Origin of the sequence: Sinomonas sp. ASV486, from assembly GCF_030908215.1 — a bacterium.
GTDB lineage: Bacteria > Actinomycetota > Actinomycetes > Actinomycetales > Micrococcaceae > Sinomonas > Sinomonas puerhi.
This window is the reverse complement of record NZ_JAVFJK010000008.1, coordinates 123,060-137,338: the sequence shown is the minus strand read 5'-3', so window position 1 is coordinate 137,338 and position 14,279 is coordinate 123,060. Positions and strand designations below refer to the sequence as shown.

General features: G+C 68.2%; 17 protein-coding genes. 9 read left to right on the top strand and 8 right to left on the bottom strand.

Annotation, left to right across the window (positions count from 1 at the left end; genetic code table 11):
• Window positions 1-50: 50 nt before the first annotated feature.
• Window positions 51-1,217 carry a succinyl-diaminopimelate desuccinylase gene (gene dapE / locus RBS60_RS12865; protein WP_307957960.1) on the top strand — a complete coding sequence of 389 codons (1,167 nt, stop codon included), beginning with the start codon at window positions 51-53 and terminating at the stop codon, window positions 1,215-1,217.
• Window positions 1,218-1,375: 158 nt separating this feature from the next.
• On the opposite strand, the gene RBS60_RS12860 is transcribed toward dapE, so the two are convergent.
• The 4 genes from RBS60_RS12860 to RBS60_RS12845 form a co-directional block, all read right to left on the bottom strand.
• Window positions 1,376-2,248, bottom strand: coding sequence for an amino acid ABC transporter permease (locus tag RBS60_RS12860; protein WP_307957959.1), 873 nt, complete (start codon window positions 2,246-2,248; stop codon window positions 1,376-1,378).
• The gene (locus tag RBS60_RS12855) at window positions 2,245-2,892 is read right to left on the bottom strand and encodes an amino acid ABC transporter permease (RefSeq protein ID WP_307957958.1); all 648 of its coding nucleotides are present in this window, start codon (window positions 2,890-2,892) and stop codon (window positions 2,245-2,247) included. Before RBS60_RS12855 ends, RBS60_RS12860 begins: the two co-directional genes overlap by 4 nt.
• A gap of 68 nt (window positions 2,893-2,960) precedes the next feature.
• On the bottom strand, window positions 2,961-3,857 hold the full coding sequence (locus RBS60_RS12850) for a glutamate ABC transporter substrate-binding protein (RefSeq protein WP_307957957.1): 897 nt from the start codon (window positions 3,855-3,857) through the stop codon (window positions 2,961-2,963).
• Window positions 3,858-3,928: 71 nt separating this feature from the next.
• Window positions 3,929-4,684: an amino acid ABC transporter ATP-binding protein gene (locus RBS60_RS12845; RefSeq protein ID WP_307957956.1), complete on the bottom strand. Its 756-nt coding sequence runs from the start codon at window positions 4,682-4,684 to the stop codon at window positions 3,929-3,931.
• 90 nt (window positions 4,685-4,774) lie between these two features.
• Here RBS60_RS12845 and RBS60_RS12840 point away from each other — a divergent pair, with 90 nt between their 5' ends.
• From RBS60_RS12840 to RBS60_RS12825, 4 genes are all read left to right on the top strand, one after another.
• A complete protein-coding gene (locus RBS60_RS12840; protein WP_307957955.1) occupies window positions 4,775-5,650 on the top strand; it encodes a TIGR00730 family Rossman fold protein in 876 nt (291 codons plus the stop codon).
• Window positions 5,647-6,006 (top strand): DivIVA domain-containing protein, encoded by a 360-nt coding sequence (locus RBS60_RS12835; protein ID WP_307957954.1) that lies wholly within the window; start codon window positions 5,647-5,649, stop codon window positions 6,004-6,006. The genes RBS60_RS12840 and RBS60_RS12835 overlap by 4 nt, the downstream gene beginning before the upstream one ends.
• Complete coding sequence (locus RBS60_RS12830) at window positions 5,996-7,252, top strand: hypothetical protein (RefSeq protein ID WP_307957953.1); 1,257 nt, start codon at window positions 5,996-5,998, stop codon at window positions 7,250-7,252. Before RBS60_RS12835 ends, RBS60_RS12830 begins: the two co-directional genes overlap by 11 nt.
• A 113-nt stretch (window positions 7,253-7,365) precedes the next feature.
• Entirely contained in the window at window positions 7,366-7,533 is a 168-nt protein-coding gene (locus tag RBS60_RS12825) for a DUF3117 domain-containing protein (RefSeq protein ID WP_307957952.1), read from the top strand.
• Window positions 7,534-7,668: 135 nt separating this feature from the next.
• Here the strand turns inward: RBS60_RS12825 and RBS60_RS12820 are convergent, their stop codons facing one another.
• Window positions 7,669-8,301: an O-methyltransferase gene (locus tag RBS60_RS12820; protein WP_307957951.1), complete on the bottom strand. Its 633-nt coding sequence runs from the start codon at window positions 8,299-8,301 to the stop codon at window positions 7,669-7,671.
• A 219-nt stretch (window positions 8,302-8,520) separates the two neighbouring features.
• Here RBS60_RS12820 and sigE point away from each other — a divergent pair, with 219 nt between their 5' ends.
• The 3 genes from sigE to RBS60_RS12805 are packed head-to-tail and all read left to right on the top strand — an operon-like array spanning window position 8,521 to window position 10,125.
• Entirely contained in the window at window positions 8,521-9,144 is a 624-nt protein-coding gene (sigE, locus tag RBS60_RS12815; protein WP_307957950.1) for an RNA polymerase sigma factor SigE, read from the top strand.
• Between the two features lie 9 nt (window positions 9,145-9,153).
• Entirely contained in the window at window positions 9,154-9,663 is a 510-nt protein-coding gene (locus RBS60_RS12810) for a hypothetical protein (RefSeq protein WP_307957949.1), read from the top strand.
• A 57-nt stretch (window positions 9,664-9,720) separates the two neighbouring features.
• Window positions 9,721-10,125 (top strand): twin-arginine translocase TatA/TatE family subunit, encoded by a 405-nt coding sequence (locus RBS60_RS12805; protein WP_307957948.1) that lies wholly within the window; start codon window positions 9,721-9,723, stop codon window positions 10,123-10,125.
• Window positions 10,126-10,157: 32 nt separating this feature from the next.
• Here RBS60_RS12805 and RBS60_RS12800 read toward each other — a convergent pair whose 3' ends face one another.
• From RBS60_RS12800 to RBS60_RS12790, 3 genes are read right to left on the bottom strand one after another with little or no spacing between them, the layout of a single operon-like run.
• Window positions 10,158-11,291, bottom strand: a complete 1,134-nt coding sequence (locus RBS60_RS12800; protein ID WP_307957947.1) for a P-loop NTPase — start codon at window positions 11,289-11,291, stop codon at window positions 10,158-10,160.
• Entirely contained in the window at window positions 11,288-11,899 is a 612-nt protein-coding gene (locus RBS60_RS12795; RefSeq protein WP_307957946.1) for a DUF1003 domain-containing protein, read from the bottom strand. The genes RBS60_RS12800 and RBS60_RS12795 overlap by 4 nt, the downstream gene beginning before the upstream one ends.
• Entirely contained in the window at window positions 11,892-13,169 is a 1,278-nt protein-coding gene (locus RBS60_RS12790) for a magnesium transporter MgtE N-terminal domain-containing protein (protein ID WP_307957945.1), read from the bottom strand. Before RBS60_RS12790 ends, RBS60_RS12795 begins: the two co-directional genes overlap by 8 nt.
• Before the next feature lie 86 nt (window positions 13,170-13,255).
• Here RBS60_RS12790 and RBS60_RS12785 point away from each other — a divergent pair, with 86 nt between their 5' ends.
• On the top strand, window positions 13,256-14,170 hold the full coding sequence (locus tag RBS60_RS12785; RefSeq protein ID WP_307957944.1) for a general stress protein: 915 nt from the start codon (window positions 13,256-13,258) through the stop codon (window positions 14,168-14,170).
• Window positions 14,171-14,279 lie beyond the last annotated feature (109 nt).

Genomic DNA, 14,279 nt, shown 5'->3' with positions numbered 1-14,279 from the left:
GTCCCCAGTCTATCGGCGGGCGCGATGAGCCCTCGAACTATGCTGGGCGGGTGACTTCCGCCCCCTCACCCGCCCTTCCGCTCAACCTCAGCCAGGAGGTCTCGCTCCTCACCGCAGCGCTCGTCGACGTCGATAGCGTCTCCGGCGGGGAGACGCCGCTCGCCGACGCAGTCGAGGCGGCGCTGCGCGCGCAGACCTCGCTCGAGGTGACGCGCGACGGCGACGCGATCGTCGCGCGGTCGCGTCTGGGGCACTCCGATCGTGTCATCCTCGCCGGACACCTCGACACGGTGCCGCTGCCCGCGACGGCGGGCGCCCGTGGCACAGTCCCGTCGTCGTGGGACGGCACTCCGGGGGAGGGTGTCCTGTGGGGACGCGGCACGACGGACATGAAGGGCGGCGTCGCCGTGCAGCTCGCCCTCGCGGCCCGCCTCTTCCCTTCGAACGCGGGCACCGCGCACGACGGCGCCGGCGCGCCTGCCGCTGCTGCGACAGCTGGGCGCGATGTCACGTTCGTCTTCTACGACCACGAAGAAGTCGAAGCCGCCAAGAGCGGGCTTGGAAGGCTGGCGCTCAACCGTCCGGACCTGCTCGCCGGCGACTTTGCCATCCTTCTCGAGCCGACCAACGGCACCGTAGAGGGCGGCTGCAACGGCACGCTCCGGGTCGAAGCCACGACGGTCGGGGAGGCGGCGCATTCGGCACGGGCGTGGATGGGGAAGAATGCGATCCACGCTGCGGCGCCGATTCTCGCCCGGCTCGCGGCCTACGAGCCCGCCACGGTGACCGTCGACGGCCTCGACTACCGCGAGAGCCTCAACGCGGTCGGGATCTCGGGCGGAACCGCGGGCAATGTCATCCCCGACCGCTGCGTCGTGACGATCAACTACCGCTTCGCGCCCGACAAGAGCCTCGACGAGGCCGAGGCTCTTGTGGGCGCACTCCTGGACGGCTTCGACGTGGTCCGCACCGACGGCGCACCGGGTGCCCGGCCGGGGCTCACCCACCCGGCGGCCGCCGCGTTCGTCGCCGTCGTGGGCCGGGAGCCGCTGCCCAAGTATGGCTGGACTGATGTGGCCCGGTTCTCCGAGCTCGGGGTCCCGGCGGTGAACTTCGGCCCGGGGGACGCGCTCCTCGCGCACAAGGATGACGAGCGAGTGGCCGCCGAGGACATCCGCGCCTGTCTGTCCGCACTCGAGGTCTGGCTCACCGCCTAGCCCCGCGGTATCCGTTGAGTACGGCCCCATCGCCCTGCCACGAGAACGTTCTGGGGGTCGTCTCCTGCGGATGACCCGCGGGAGACGACCCCCAGAACGTGACTCTCAGGAGCTGACCTCCAGAAGCTGGACTCCAGAAAGGTGACTCTTGGAGTGGGTCAGATGCCCGTTGCCGCAGCCTCGGCGGCGGCCGTGGGGGTGCCCTTCTTGGGCTTCGCCACCCGCTGGCTGGCCCGTAGGCGGCTCTCGGCGTACTTCGCGAGGCCCGAGAGGATGAGGCACATGCCCACGTACAGCACGCCGGCAACGAGCGCAGCCGGCACGATGGGGGAGCCGTACTGCGCCTGCGAGCCGAAGTACTTCGCCTGGAACAGGATCTCGTTGTACGTCACGATGAAGCCGAGCGCCGTGTCCTTGAGGGTCACTACGAGCTGCGAGATGATCACGGGAAGCATCGAGCGCACGGCCTGGGGCAGGAGGATGCTCTGCATGACCTGGGACTTGCGCAGGCCGATCGCATAACCAGCCTCGCTCTGGCCCTTGGGGAGCGCCTCGATCCCGGCACGGAAGACCTCCGCGAGGACCGAACCGTTGTAGAGGATCAGGGCGACGACCACGGCAACGAATGGCGGCCAGTTCACGTGGAAGAGCGGCGGAAGCCCGTAGTAGATCATCATCATGAGGATGAGGACCGGGATGGCGCGGAAGAGCTCGGTGAACCAGTGGAACGGCCGGGACACCCATGCGCGGTCCGAGAGCCGTCCGATCGCGAGGGCCATGCCCAGAACGAGGCTTCCGACCGAGGCTACCGCGAACGCCGAGAGCGTCGCGCCCACCGCTTGGAGAATCGTCTGCTGGACCAACGGGAAGGTGAAGATCTTCCACTTCGCCGCGCTGAATTGGCCGGACTCGGCGAATCGCCAGATCACGAACGCGACGATGGCCAGGATCACGACGCTGCCGACGATTCCCAGCAGGAGGTGCCGGGAGCGGGCCTTGCGGCCCGGGGCGTCGTAGAGGACGGAGCTCATCGGGCCACCTTCCACTTCTTCTCGAAATAGCGTTGCAGCTGGGCGAGGACCAGGACGAGGATCACGAAGAACAGCGCTACCCATAGGAGGCCCTCCATGGCGGGGTACCCGCGCTCGGAGAGGTTGGCGCGGATCGCACCCGCCTCCGCGACCGAGAACCCAGCGGCGACCGTGGTGTTCTTCAGGAGCGCGATGAGAACGCTGAACAGCGGCGGCAGCACACTCCGGAACGACTGCGGAAGGATCACGAGGTTCAGGGTCTGGGTGAAGGTGAGGCCGATGGCGCGGGCGGCCTCGGCCTGCCCGACCGGGACAGTGTTGATGCCGGAGCGGAGCACCTCGGCGACGTAGGTCGCGGTGTACAGGCTCAGGCCGATCGTCGCAGCCGTCATGAAATCAATCTGCGGAAGTCCGAGTTTGGGGTACCCGAGCGCGAAGAAGAACAGGACGAGCGTCAGAGGGGTGTTGCGGATGACGTTCACGTACAGCGTCCCGAAGGCCCTCAGTGCAGGGACGGGGGAGACGCGCATTGCGCCCACGACCGTGCCCAGGATGAGGGCGAAGAACCCGGAGACAAGGAACAGGATGATCGTGTTCCGGAATCCGGTCGTGAAGAGATCGAGATTGTCGAAGAGGGTGCTCACGGCAGCCTTCGCTTTCTAGCCGAAACGGCGGTGGGCGGGGCGGCCATCGCCCCGCCCACCAGTGCCTGTCAGTAGTTGTCGACGGCGGGCTGCGTGACCTTCGTGCCCGACTTGCCGAGCGTCGAGTCGTAGACCTTCGCCCACGTGTCCTTGCCGTTGGTCAGGGTGTCGTTGAAGAACTTGCGCAGCGCTGTGTCGCCCTTAGTCAGGCCGATGCCGTACTTCTCCGTGGTGAACGGCTGGCCGACCACCTTGAGGGCATCCGGCTCCTGGGCGGCGTATCCGAGGAGGATGGCCTGGTCAGTCGTGACAGCGTCCGCCTGACCATTCTTGAGGGCCTCGACACACTGCGAGTAGGTGTCGAACTCGGTCGTCTTGGTGTCCTTGAAGTTCGCCTTGATGTTCTGGATCGGCGTCGAACCGGTGGCGGAGCACACGGTCTTGCCGGCGAGGTCCTTCTCGCTGTTGATCGTCGTGTTGTCCTTCTTCACGAGCAGGCCCTGCCCGGTGATGAAGTACGGGCCGGCGAAGTCGACGAGCTGCTTGCGCTTGTCCGTGATGGAGTACGTGCCGATGTAGAAGTTGATGTCGCCGTTCTGGATGGCGGACTCCCGGTTGGCCGACGGGATCGCCTTGAACTCGATCTTGTCGGGGCTGTAGCCGAGCGAGGCAGCCATCCACTTGGCGATCTCGATATCGAAGCCGCTGTACTCGCCGGAGGCCGCGTCCTTGAAGCCAAGCCCGGGCTGGTCCTGCTTGACGCCGATGACGACCTTGCCCGCGGACTTGATCTTGTCGAACGTGGGGCTGCCCGTGAGCGAGACATTGGTGGCGACCGTGTACGGAGCGGCGGACTCGGACGAGCCGCCGCCACCGCCCGAGGTGCCGCCGCAGGCGGACAGTGCCAGTGCGAAGACCGCTGTAGCGGCGGTCAGCACGGCTTTCTTGGTGCCGAAGAGTGCCATTTCGAGCATTCCTTTCATCACGGGCCGCAAATGGCCCAGGTGCGAGCGTGGGTTGATGCGGGCAGATGCCGTCAGTGGGTGAGCAGCTTGGACAGGAAGTCCTTTGCGCGGCTGCTCTGCGGGTTGGTGAAGAACTCCTCAGGCTTTGCCTGCTCGACGATCTGGCCGTCCGCCATGAACACGACGCGGTCCGCTGCCTTGCGGGCAAAACCCATCTCGTGGGTCACGACGATCATCGTCATGCCCTCCTTGGCCAGCTGGACCATGACGTCGAGGACCTCGTTGATCATCTCGGGGTCCAGAGCTGAGGTGGGCTCGTCGAAGAGCATGACCTTGGGCTTCATCGCCAGCGCGCGGGCGATCGCGACACGCTGCTGCTGACCGCCGGAGAGCTGGGCAGGCAGCTTGGGTGCCTGATGCGCGACGCCGACCCGCTCGAGGAGCGCCATGGCATCCTTCTCCGCGGTGGCCTTGTCCACCCCCTTGACCTTGATCGGCCCGAGAGTGACATTCTCGAGGATCGTCTTGTGGGCGAACAGGTTGAACGACTGGAAGACCATGCCGACGTCCGCGCGGAGCCTGGCGAGCTCCTTGCCTTCTTCGGGGAGCTTCTTCCCATCGATGAAGATCTCGCCGCCCTCGATGGTCTCAAGGCGGTTGATCGCGCGGCAGAGTGTCGACTTGCCGGAACCGGACGGGCCGATGACCACCACGACCTCGCCCTTGTTCACCTCGAGGTTGATGTTCTGGAGCACATGGAGCTGGCCGTAATGCTTGTTCACGTCCTTGACAGAGACGAGCGGGCGCGCTGAAGTGTCGGTTGTCATAGAGAAAATGTAACGGAGATTGCCTCGGGCGGGGCTCACGCAGGGAACGCATGCCGGAATCGTGATTGAAGCGAGACTAGCCTTGGGTGCATGAGCAGCGATTCCCAGCAGGGCGTTCCGAACGGCGAGCCGAGCAGCTCGCGCGGTGGATCACAGGTTCCGTGGCGCAGGAAGGGCCCTATCGAGCTGCGTCGCCGCCAGACGCAGCAGGGCACTGCCGACCAGCACCTGCTTGACACGAAGGGTGCCGGCCGGTTCGTGCACACCGATCCGTGGCGCGTGATGCGGATCCAGAGCGAATTCGTCGAGGGATTCGGTGCGCTCGCCGAACTCGGCCCGGCCGTCAGCGTCTTCGGTTCGGCCCGCACGAGGCCCGGCACCGAGTTCTATGAGACTGCGGTCATGATCGGACGGCTCCTCGCCGATTCCGGCGTCGCAGTGATCACGGGCGGAGGGCCGGGTTCGATGGAGGCCGCCAACCGGGGTGCGGTCGAGGGCGCGGGCACGTCCGTGGGGCTCGGCATCGAGCTTCCGTTCGAGACGGGGCTGAACTCATGGGTCGACCTCGGCATCAACTTCCGCTACTTCTTTGCCCGCAAGACGATGTTCGTCAAGTACGCTCACGGCTTCATAGTGCTTCCGGGTGGGCTCGGCACACTGGACGAGCTGTTCGAGGCCATGGTGCTCGTCCAGACCGGCAAGGTGACGCAGTTTCCCATCGTGCTCGTCGGATCGGCGTTCTGGAGCCCGCTTGTGGACTGGATCCGTGGGACGCTCGTGGGCGAGGGCATGATCTCCGAGTCCGACGTCGACCTCATCTCGATCGTCGATGACCCGCACGAGGCCGTGCGACGCGTTCTCGCGGGTCTGGGCGAGACCGAGCGCCGCGGCGGCATGTTCGGGAGTGCTGAGGTCGACGACGAGGGGTGGCCCGAGGACGAGCCCGGCAGCGCGGAGGGCGCGTGAGCTTCTTCCTCGTCTTCCTCGCGATCCTCCTCGCGGGCGGCCTCGCATGGTTCGCCGTCGACGTCGCGCGCGGTTCCTCGCGCGGCAACCAGCCCGAGGGCCTGGCCGAGCCGCCCACCGACCTGCCGCCGGTGCTCCTGCCCGAACACCCCAATCCGGAGGACATCGACGCGATCCGCTTCGCGCTCGCGTTCCGCGGCTACCGTATGGACCAGGTCGATCAGGTGCTCGTCAGGCTGCGGGACCGGATCGGCGTCCAGGCGGCTCTCATCGAGGCCTTGACGGCCCAGCTGAAGTCGACGAGGGCCTCTGGCATCCGCCCCGGAGGCGCGGACGGTGCGGTGCATGACGGCTGACACGGAGCGCGTGCCCCAGGAAATCCGCCCGACCGGGCTTCACGCTGCGCTCGGAAGATGGGTGCGCGGGGCCGCGGGCAGGTTCAAGGCGCTCCCGTGGTGGGTCCAGGTCCTCGCCGTCTACGCGGCAAGCCGCGTGACGAGCTTCTGCATCCTCTCCGCGGCCGCGCTCCAGCAGGGCACCAACCCCTGGTTCCCGCCGGTGCCCGACTACTGGCACTTCGTCCAGATCTGGGACTCGGAGTGGTATGGCCGGATCGTGCAGAACGGCTACCCCTCGGTTCTCCCGCACGCGGCGACGGGAGAGGTGGAGCAGAACAGCTGGGCGTTCTACCCGGTCTTCCCCCTGTTCGTGCGCGCTCTGGCCGGCATTCCCGGGATGCCTTGGCAGGCGTGGGCACAGGTCGTGGCGCTCCTCGCGGGGTTCGCCGCCGCCGTCGTGCTCTACCGTCTGTTCCGCCACCGCGCAGACCACGCGGACGCGCTCTGGGGCGTGGCACTGGTGGCGTTCTTCCCGATCTCGGCGATCCTGCAGATCCCTTACGCAGAATCACTCGGACTGCTCTTCCTGGCCTGGGCCCTCCTCTGGATCGTCGAACGCAGGTACCTCTCGGCGATACCGGTCGTCGTGGTCATGGCGCTCACGCGCCCCGTCGGGGTCCCCTTCGCCCTGATGATCGGCATGCTCTTCCTCGTCAGGCTCGCCCGCCGTCGGGCGGAGGGCACGACGCCGGGCGAGCTGGGCCGCCTGTTCGCGCTCGGCATCGCCGCGGTCGCCGCGGCGATGGCGTGGCCGGCCATCGCCTGGATCGCGACCGGCCAGCCTGACGCGTACACGGCGACCGAGACCGTCTGGCGCGGTGGCGGGACGCTGATCCCGTTCCTGCCTTGGTTCGATACCGGCCAGTACCTGTTCGGCCCGGCGCTGGGGCTTGTCGCACCCTTCGCCTTTGTGGCACTCGCGGCCCTGTACTTCACGAGTGCACACGTGCGGCGCATCGGCCTCGAGATGGAGATGTGGTGCGTGGCCTACGTGGTTTATCTCCTCGCGTTCCTCCACCCTCAGACCAGCACGTTCCGCATGATGCTGCCGCTGTTCCCCCTGGCTCTTGCGGCCGCCGGACTGTCCAGCTCACGCGCGTACCGGTGGGCCACCCTCGTGCTGTTCGTGCTGCTGCAGATCGTGTGGGTCGTGTGGCTGTGGGTCTGGGCACAGCTCCCCGGAGGCGGCGACTGGCCGCCGTAGAAGCGCCTTCGAATCGGCACGCCCGTTCCGGTCGCTGGATACTACGGGGTATGCCTGCTGGTAATGTTGTCAGCAGCACATCGTGCGGACGACCAACTGGAGGGGAAGAGCACATGGCAGCCATGAAACCGCGTACCGGTGACGGGCCGATGGAGGTCACGAAGGAGGGCCGGAGCCTGATCATGCGTGTTCCCCTTGAGGGCGGCGGTCGGCTGGTTGTGGAGCTCAACGCCGATGAAGCGGCCGAGCTCAAGCAGTGCCTCGTCGGCGTCACCGAATAGCCAACCCGCGGTGGCAGCGCCGCGCTGATGCTCGAAGGGCCGGTCCTCTGGGACCGGCCCTTCGGCGTTCCTCGGCGGCCTTCTTCGGCAGTGTTCCCGGACCCGTGCGGCGCCCCGCAGGGCTCTGGGCGAGGCCTAGAGGCGTGCGGCCACGATGAGGCCGTCGCCGGTGGGGAGGATTGACGCGCAGAGCCGCTCATCCGTGCGCAGGGCCCGGTGGAGCTCCCTCAGCCGCACTGTGGTGGGCTCGCGGTGCGCCGGGTTGGACACGCGGTCCCGGTCGAGGGCGTCGTTGACCACGAGCAGCCCTCCCCGACGCAACAGCCGGATGCCCTGCTCGGCGTAGAGCAGCGCATTGGCCTTGTCTGCGTCGACCAGGACGAAGTCGTAGGCACCGTCCGTGAGGCGTGGGAGGACTGCCGCAGCCCGGCCCGGGATGGCTCGAACCCGGTTCGCGGGTACGCCGGCCTCGGCGAACGCCTCGCGTGCGGCCTTGAGATGCTCGACGTCATGGTCGATCGTCGTGAACACCGCGGTGGAGGGCAGCCCGCGCAGGATGCAGACGCCCGAGACGCCCGCCCCGGATCCGATCTCGACTGCGGCCTGGGACTTCGACGACGCGGCGAGGACGGTCAGGACTGCGCCGACCCCCGGACTCACAGGCGTGATCCCCAGGTCGAACGACCGCTCGCGGGCCCTTGCCTGCACCGCGTCCTCCGATGCGAACGCCTCGGTGTAGGACCAACTGGTGGACTTGTTGGAGCTCATGGATCGCTTTCGCCTCGGTGCCGGTCAGGGGGGCTGACCAAGCCTATCGTTCGAGCGCCAAGCGGCGCCTTGTACGCTGGGGGCGGAACACCGAGCGAACTCCCAGCGACAACTGGCAGACTGGGGTATCCGAGCGGCGTCGTCGACACCGGCCCCCATTGAGGTCGGCAGCACGGAACGGCAGCGCCGCACCGAAGCAGCGAAGGCAGGTGCGTGGACGTGTCAGCTCGAATGGCTGCGGCCACCCAGACCCCCCACGAGACCCCCGAGGGCGAGCCCTGGGTTCCCCCGACGTGGGAAGAGGTGGTCACCCAGCACTCGGCCAAGGTGTACCGCCTCGCGTACCGTCTGACCGGCAACCAGCACGACGCCGAGGACCTCACCCAGGAGGTGTTCGTCCGTGTGTTCCGTTCGCTCGAGAACTTCAAGCCGGGCACCCTCGACGGCTGGCTCCACCGCATCACCACCAACCTCTTCCTCGACCAGGCCCGCCGCAAGGGCCGCATCCGGTTCGACGCGCTCGCCGAAGACGCCGAGTCGCGCCTTCCCGGCCGCGACCCCGGCCCCGAGCGCTCCTACGAGATGAACAACCTCGATCTGGACGTCCAGGCCGCCCTGGAGGAGCTGCCTCCGGACTTCCGCGCCGCCGTCGTGCTGTGCGACCTCGAGGGGCTCTCCTACGATGAGGTCGCCGATGCGCTCGGGGTCAAGCTCGGGACCGTCCGCAGCCGCATCCACCGCGGCCGGACGCTCCTGCGTGAGAAGCTCGCCCACCGTGATCCCCGCCGTGGCGCTGCGAAGAAGCGCCTGGCGCTCCCGCGCGTCGCCCGCGGCACCCGCTAGGAAGCCCCTATGGCTCTTCCACGATGGAGGGACATCCTCCCCGACGAACATCCGGAGTCCGCCGCGCACGTGAGGTGCTGCCCCGAGTGCCGCGGTCGGCTTGAGACCGAGCGCAGGTACCTCGCGTCCCTCCGTACGGCCCAGGTGCCGGACGCGAGCCACGCCCTCCACGAGCGGCTCCTCGAGCACACCCAATACCTCGCGGCCAGGGCCGAGCTCGCCGAGAGCAGCGAAGGGCGCGGCCGCAGTGCCGCCCGCGCCGGACTGTCGGCGCTGGCCGGGGTGGCGGCCTGTGCGGCGGCGCTGGCAGTGACGGCCTACGCGCTTGCAGGGGAACCGCAGCACCGGTCGGTGGCCGGAAGCGGGTCGCCAGCGCTCGTCCGCACCTCCAGCGGAGCCGACCAGTGGGTGCGGGATGTGCCCGGGTTCTCTGTGCAGACGGCCTCAAGCAGTGAAGAGCCGCTCGATCGGATCGGGCGCGGACTGCGCGTGGTCTTCGGCGCATCGGGCCGCCCCTGATGCGACGCTTTCCAACGGAATCGCCCGCTCCCGCGGGCAGAAGGTAATGTTGCACGCGTGTTCGGAATCAACGGCCCTGAATTCCTGATCCTGCTGGTCATCGGCATCCTCGTGATCGGCCCCAAGCGGCTGCCCGAATACACCCAGAAGCTCACGAATATCGTGAAGGAGCTGCGCCGCATGGCCTCCGGGGCCAAGGAGCAGCTCAAGGAGGAAACGGGCGTCGACCTCAACGAGGTGGACTGGCGCAAGTACGACCCGCGGCAGTATGACCCCCGCAAGATCATCCGCAATGCCCTCCTCGACGACGAGGGCGGCGCTGACGCCGCTGCTGCTCCGAACGCTGTTGCGGCCGCAGCGGCAGGTGCCCCCGCCTTCGCTGTTGCCGCAGCCGCCCCGGAGCGTACTGTGGAGCGGCTCTCTGCCGGTGAGAAGGCACCGTTCGACTCCGAGGCGACCTGAGCCCGAGGCCGGCCGCGCCGCTGCCCAGGCAGTCAGGGCGCGGGAGCCACTCCGAGGCTCCGGCCTGCGAGTCCTCGGGGTCTGGCGGCGAGCAGATCCGCGATGGCGCGCAGGGCAACAGCCGCCGACGAGCCGGGCTGTCCGAGCACGATCGGCACGCCCGCATCGCCGCCCTCGCGTAGCGCGACGTCGAGCGGCACCTGCCCGAGGAGATCCACCGGAGTCCCGAGTGCAGCGCTGAGCCTCTCGGCCACACGCTGGCCTCCACCGGAGCCGAACACGTCCATGACTGTTCCGTCCGGGAGCGTCAGGCCCGCCATGTTCTCGATGACCCCGGCCACCTTCTGTCCCGTCTGCGCGGAGACCGAGCCCGCCCGCTCGGCAACCTCCGCGGCGGCGGCCTGCGGCGTCGTCACGATGAGCAGCTCGGCATTCGGCAGGAGCTGCGAGACCGAGATCGCCACGTCTCCCGTGCCGGGCGGCAAGTCGAGGAAGAGGACATCGAGGTCCCCGAAGAAGACGTCACCGAGGAACTGCTCAAGCGCGCGGTGGAGCATCGGCCCGCGCCAGGCCACCGCCTGATTGCCGTCCACGAACATGCCGATCGAGATGACCTTCACGCCATGTGCAATGGGCGGCAGGATCATGTCGTCCACGCTTGTCGGCGTGCCGGTCGCACCGAGCAGTCCCGGGACCGAGAAGCCGTGCACATCCGCGTCGACGATGCCGACGCGGAGCCCGCGGGACGCCAGCTCGGTCGCGAGGTTCACCGTCACCGAGGACTTGCCGACGCCGCCCTTGCCGCTGGCCACCGCGTACACCTTGGTGAGCGAGTCCGGGCGGCTGAAGGGGATGCCGCGCTCCGGCCGCAGCCGCTCCCTGAGCTCCTGCCGCTGCTGCGGGGTCATGACGTCGAGCACGACGTCGGTCTCCTCCACCCCGGGGACGGCACCGAGCGCCGTGTGCACGTCGCCCTCGATGGTGCCCCGCAGGGGACACCCGGCGATGGTGAGCAGGACGCCGACGGTGACCCGGGCGCCGTCGACCGTCACTGACTGGAGCATGCCGAGCTCGTCGATGGGACGGCGCAGCTCCGGGTCGATCACGCCGTGCAGGGCAGCCCGCACGGCGTCCTCCGAAACGGGCACGGAGTGAACTCCGCTCATTCTGTGCTCCCTGCGTCGCGGACCCGGGGGATCTGCTGGGTCTTCGGGGCGCGCTGCTTTCGCTCCTTGCGGGGCCTCCCGTCCGAGCGGACCCGGTCAGAACGGCCCTCCGACTCTGGCTCGTCCGGATCGTTCGCGAGGTCCTCGACGAGCGAGCGCAGCTCGGCCCTGACGAAGTCGCGCGTGGCGACCTCGCGCAGCGCGAGGCGCAGGGATGCGAGCTCGCGGGTGAGGTACTCGGTGTCGGCGAGGCTGCGCTCGTTGCGGGACCGGTCCTGCTCGATCTGCACCCTGTCGCGGTCATCCTGCCTGTTCTGGGCAAGGAGGATGAGGGGCGCGGCGTAGGAGGCCTGGAGGGACAGCAGGAGGGTCAGGAGCGTGTAGTTGAGCGACTTCGGGTCGAACTGCAGGTCCTCAGGGCCCAACGTGTTCCAGCCCAGCCAAACCACGCAGAACAGCGTCATGTACAGCAGGAAGCGCGGCGTTCCCATGTAGCGCGCGAAGTTCTCCGCGAAGCGGCCGAATGCATCGGGATCGGGGCGGGGGATGAGCCGCGTGCGCTGCTCGAGGGGGGTATCCAGACCGGGCAGCTTGCGGGGCTCAGCCAAAGCGTCCTCCGAACTTCTTTACGGGCTCGCCATCCTCGTGGACGCGCCAGTCGTCGGGCAGGAGGTGGTCGAGGAGGTCATCAACGGTCACCGCCCCGACGAGACGGCCGTCCTCGTTGACAACGGCAATGGAATTGAGGTTGTACTGCGCCATGGCCCTCGCCACGTCGCCGATGGGCGCCAGGTCGTGGATGGGCTCGAGGTTCTTGTCCACGAGGGTGCCGAGCTGCTCGGGCGGTGCGCTGCGAAGGAGCTGCTGGATGTGCACTGTCCCGAGGTAGCGCCCCGTGGGGGTCTCGAGCGGGGGCCGGCAGATGTAGATCGACGAGGCCAGCGCGGGACTGAGCTCCTCGCGGCGCACATGGGCCAACGCCTCAGCGACCGTGGCCTCCGGAGGGAGCACCACGGGAACCGGCGTCATGACGGAACCGGCGGTTCCCTCGTCGTACTGGAGGAGCCGGCGCACGTCCTCGGCTTCCTCAGGTTCCATGAGCTGCAGGAGCTCCTCCGCCTTGTCGGCAGGGAGGTCGGCGAGAAGGTCTGCGGCGTCGTCGGGGTCCATTTCCTCGAGGACATCGGCCGCGCGCTCGAGGTCCAGCGCGGAGAGGATCTCGACCTGGTCGTCCTCGGGGAGTTCTTGGAGGACGTCTGCAAGGCGCTCGTCCTGCAGCTCCGAGACGACCTCGAGCCGCCGCTGGTCGCTCATCTCCTGCATGGCGTCGGCGAAGTCTGCGGGCTTGAGGTCCTCGTGCGTCGCAAGGAACTGGGCGGCGCCGCGGCCCTGACCCGCGCCACGCCGCGTGTCCTCCCAGTCGACGAGCAGCGTCTCGCCACGCCGAAGGCCACGGAGGCCCCGGCCGCCCAGAAGACGCCGCACGAACAGCTTGCTCACGAGCCAGTCGCCGTTGCGCTGCTGGTCGATGGCAAGGTCCTCGATGGTGGCCTCGGTGCCGTCCTCTACGAGGGTCACGTGGCTGTCGAAGACGTCCCCGAGGATGAGCTGCTCCGCGCCGCGCTGCTCGAACCGGCGCAGGTTGATGAGGCCGGTCGTGATGATCTGCGACTGGTCCATGCTCGTCACGCGGGTCATAGGCACGAACACCCGCCTCTTCCCAGGGACCTCCACCACGATGCCGACAGACTGGGGAGGGCGCACGCCGCGGGGGATCACGACGACGTCGCGAAGCCGCCCTACGCGGTCGCCGGCAGGGTCGAAGACGTCGAGGCCCAGGAGCCTGGCGACGAAGACACGGGTGGGGGTCCAACTCACGCACTTAGGCTACTCCAGCTCAAACTCAGCGCTCACTCTGAGCGGAAACACACATATTGCGCGGCGACTCGCGTAAGAATGGAGGCATGTCCAACTTGTTCGGTTCCGCGAAGCCCACCGACGAGGCCCGCGCGCTCCCGCACGGCGAAACCGTCGGCTCCTACACTTCCTACCTCGATGCGCAGAAGGCCGTGGACTACCTCGCCGACCAGCAGTTCCCGGTCGAGCTGGTCGCGATCGTCGGCAATGACCTCAAGCTCGTTGAGCGGGTCACCGGCCGCCTGAGCTACCCCCGGGTGGCCCTCAACGGGGCCCTGAGCGGCATGTGGTTCGGCTTGTTCGTGGGCGTGCTGCTCTCGTTCTTCACGCCAAACGGCAGCTATTTCTCGATCATCACGTCCGTGCTCATGGGCGCGGCATTCTTCATGCTGTTCGGCATCGTGACGTATGCGATGCAGCGCGGCAAGAGGGACTTCACGTCGACGAGCCAGGTGATCGCGAGCAACTACGACGTCATTGTCGGCCAGGACGTGGCCCACGAGGCGCGCAGGCTCCTCGCCCAGCTCCCCATGGGCCAGGGCGCGGTCCAGAGTGGCCAGCACCAGCAGGGCGGCTATGGCCAGCCGGGCGGCTACGGTCAGCAGGGTGGCCAGCACCAGCAGGGTGGGTATGGCCAGCCAGGCGGCTATGGTCAGCAGGGTGGTTATGGTCAGCAGCAGCCGGGCTACGGCCAGCCGTGGCAGCCTCCGCAGCATGACGAGCCAAAGCGGCCGTCCGGATGGACCGATCCGTACGGCGTGAACGCTGGTGGCGAGCCGCAGCCGGAAGCCGCGGAGCCGAAGGCCGTGCCCGCTCAGCCGGCCCACGAGCCGCGCGGCGGCTATCACGATCTCCCTGACGGCCGCCCGCAGTACGGCGTGCGCGTGGAACCAGAGCCAAAGCCGGAGGGGGAGCCCCGGCCCGCCGGGAAAGGCGACGACGAGGCCAACCCGAGCGCGTAGCTCCACCGCGGGTCTCCCACTCACACAGAACGCTGCATCAGGACATCCCGCTTCAGCCAGCGCTGTCGCGGCCTGTCCTGATGCAGCGTTCCTTGGTGGGCCTGCGTGC

Coding starts and splice junctions, on each gene's coding strand:
- RBS60_RS12860 (WP_307957959.1), bottom strand. CDS start 2,248: ATGAGCTCCGTCCTCTACGACGCCCCGGGCCGCAAGGCCCGCTCCCGG.
- RBS60_RS12850 (WP_307957957.1), bottom strand. CDS start 3,857: ATGGCACTCTTCGGCACCAAGAAAGCCGTGCTGACCGCCGCTACAGCG.
- RBS60_RS12845 (WP_307957956.1), bottom strand. CDS start 4,684: ATGACAACCGACACTTCAGCGCGCCCGCTCGTCTCTGTCAAGGACGTG.
- RBS60_RS12840 (WP_307957955.1), top strand. CDS start 4,775: ATGAGCAGCGATTCCCAGCAGGGCGTTCCGAACGGCGAGCCGAGCAGC.
- RBS60_RS12830 (WP_307957953.1), top strand. CDS start 5,996: ATGACGGCTGACACGGAGCGCGTGCCCCAGGAAATCCGCCCGACCGGG.
- RBS60_RS12825 (WP_307957952.1), top strand. CDS start 7,366: ATGGCAGCCATGAAACCGCGTACCGGTGACGGGCCGATGGAGGTCACG.
- RBS60_RS12820 (WP_307957951.1), bottom strand. CDS start 8,301: ATGAGCTCCAACAAGTCCACCAGTTGGTCCTACACCGAGGCGTTCGCA.
- RBS60_RS12810 (WP_307957949.1), top strand. CDS start 9,154: ATGGCTCTTCCACGATGGAGGGACATCCTCCCCGACGAACATCCGGAG.
- RBS60_RS12800 (WP_307957947.1), bottom strand. CDS start 11,291: ATGAGCGGAGTTCACTCCGTGCCCGTTTCGGAGGACGCCGTGCGGGCT.
- RBS60_RS12785 (WP_307957944.1), top strand. CDS start 13,256: ATGTCCAACTTGTTCGGTTCCGCGAAGCCCACCGACGAGGCCCGCGCG.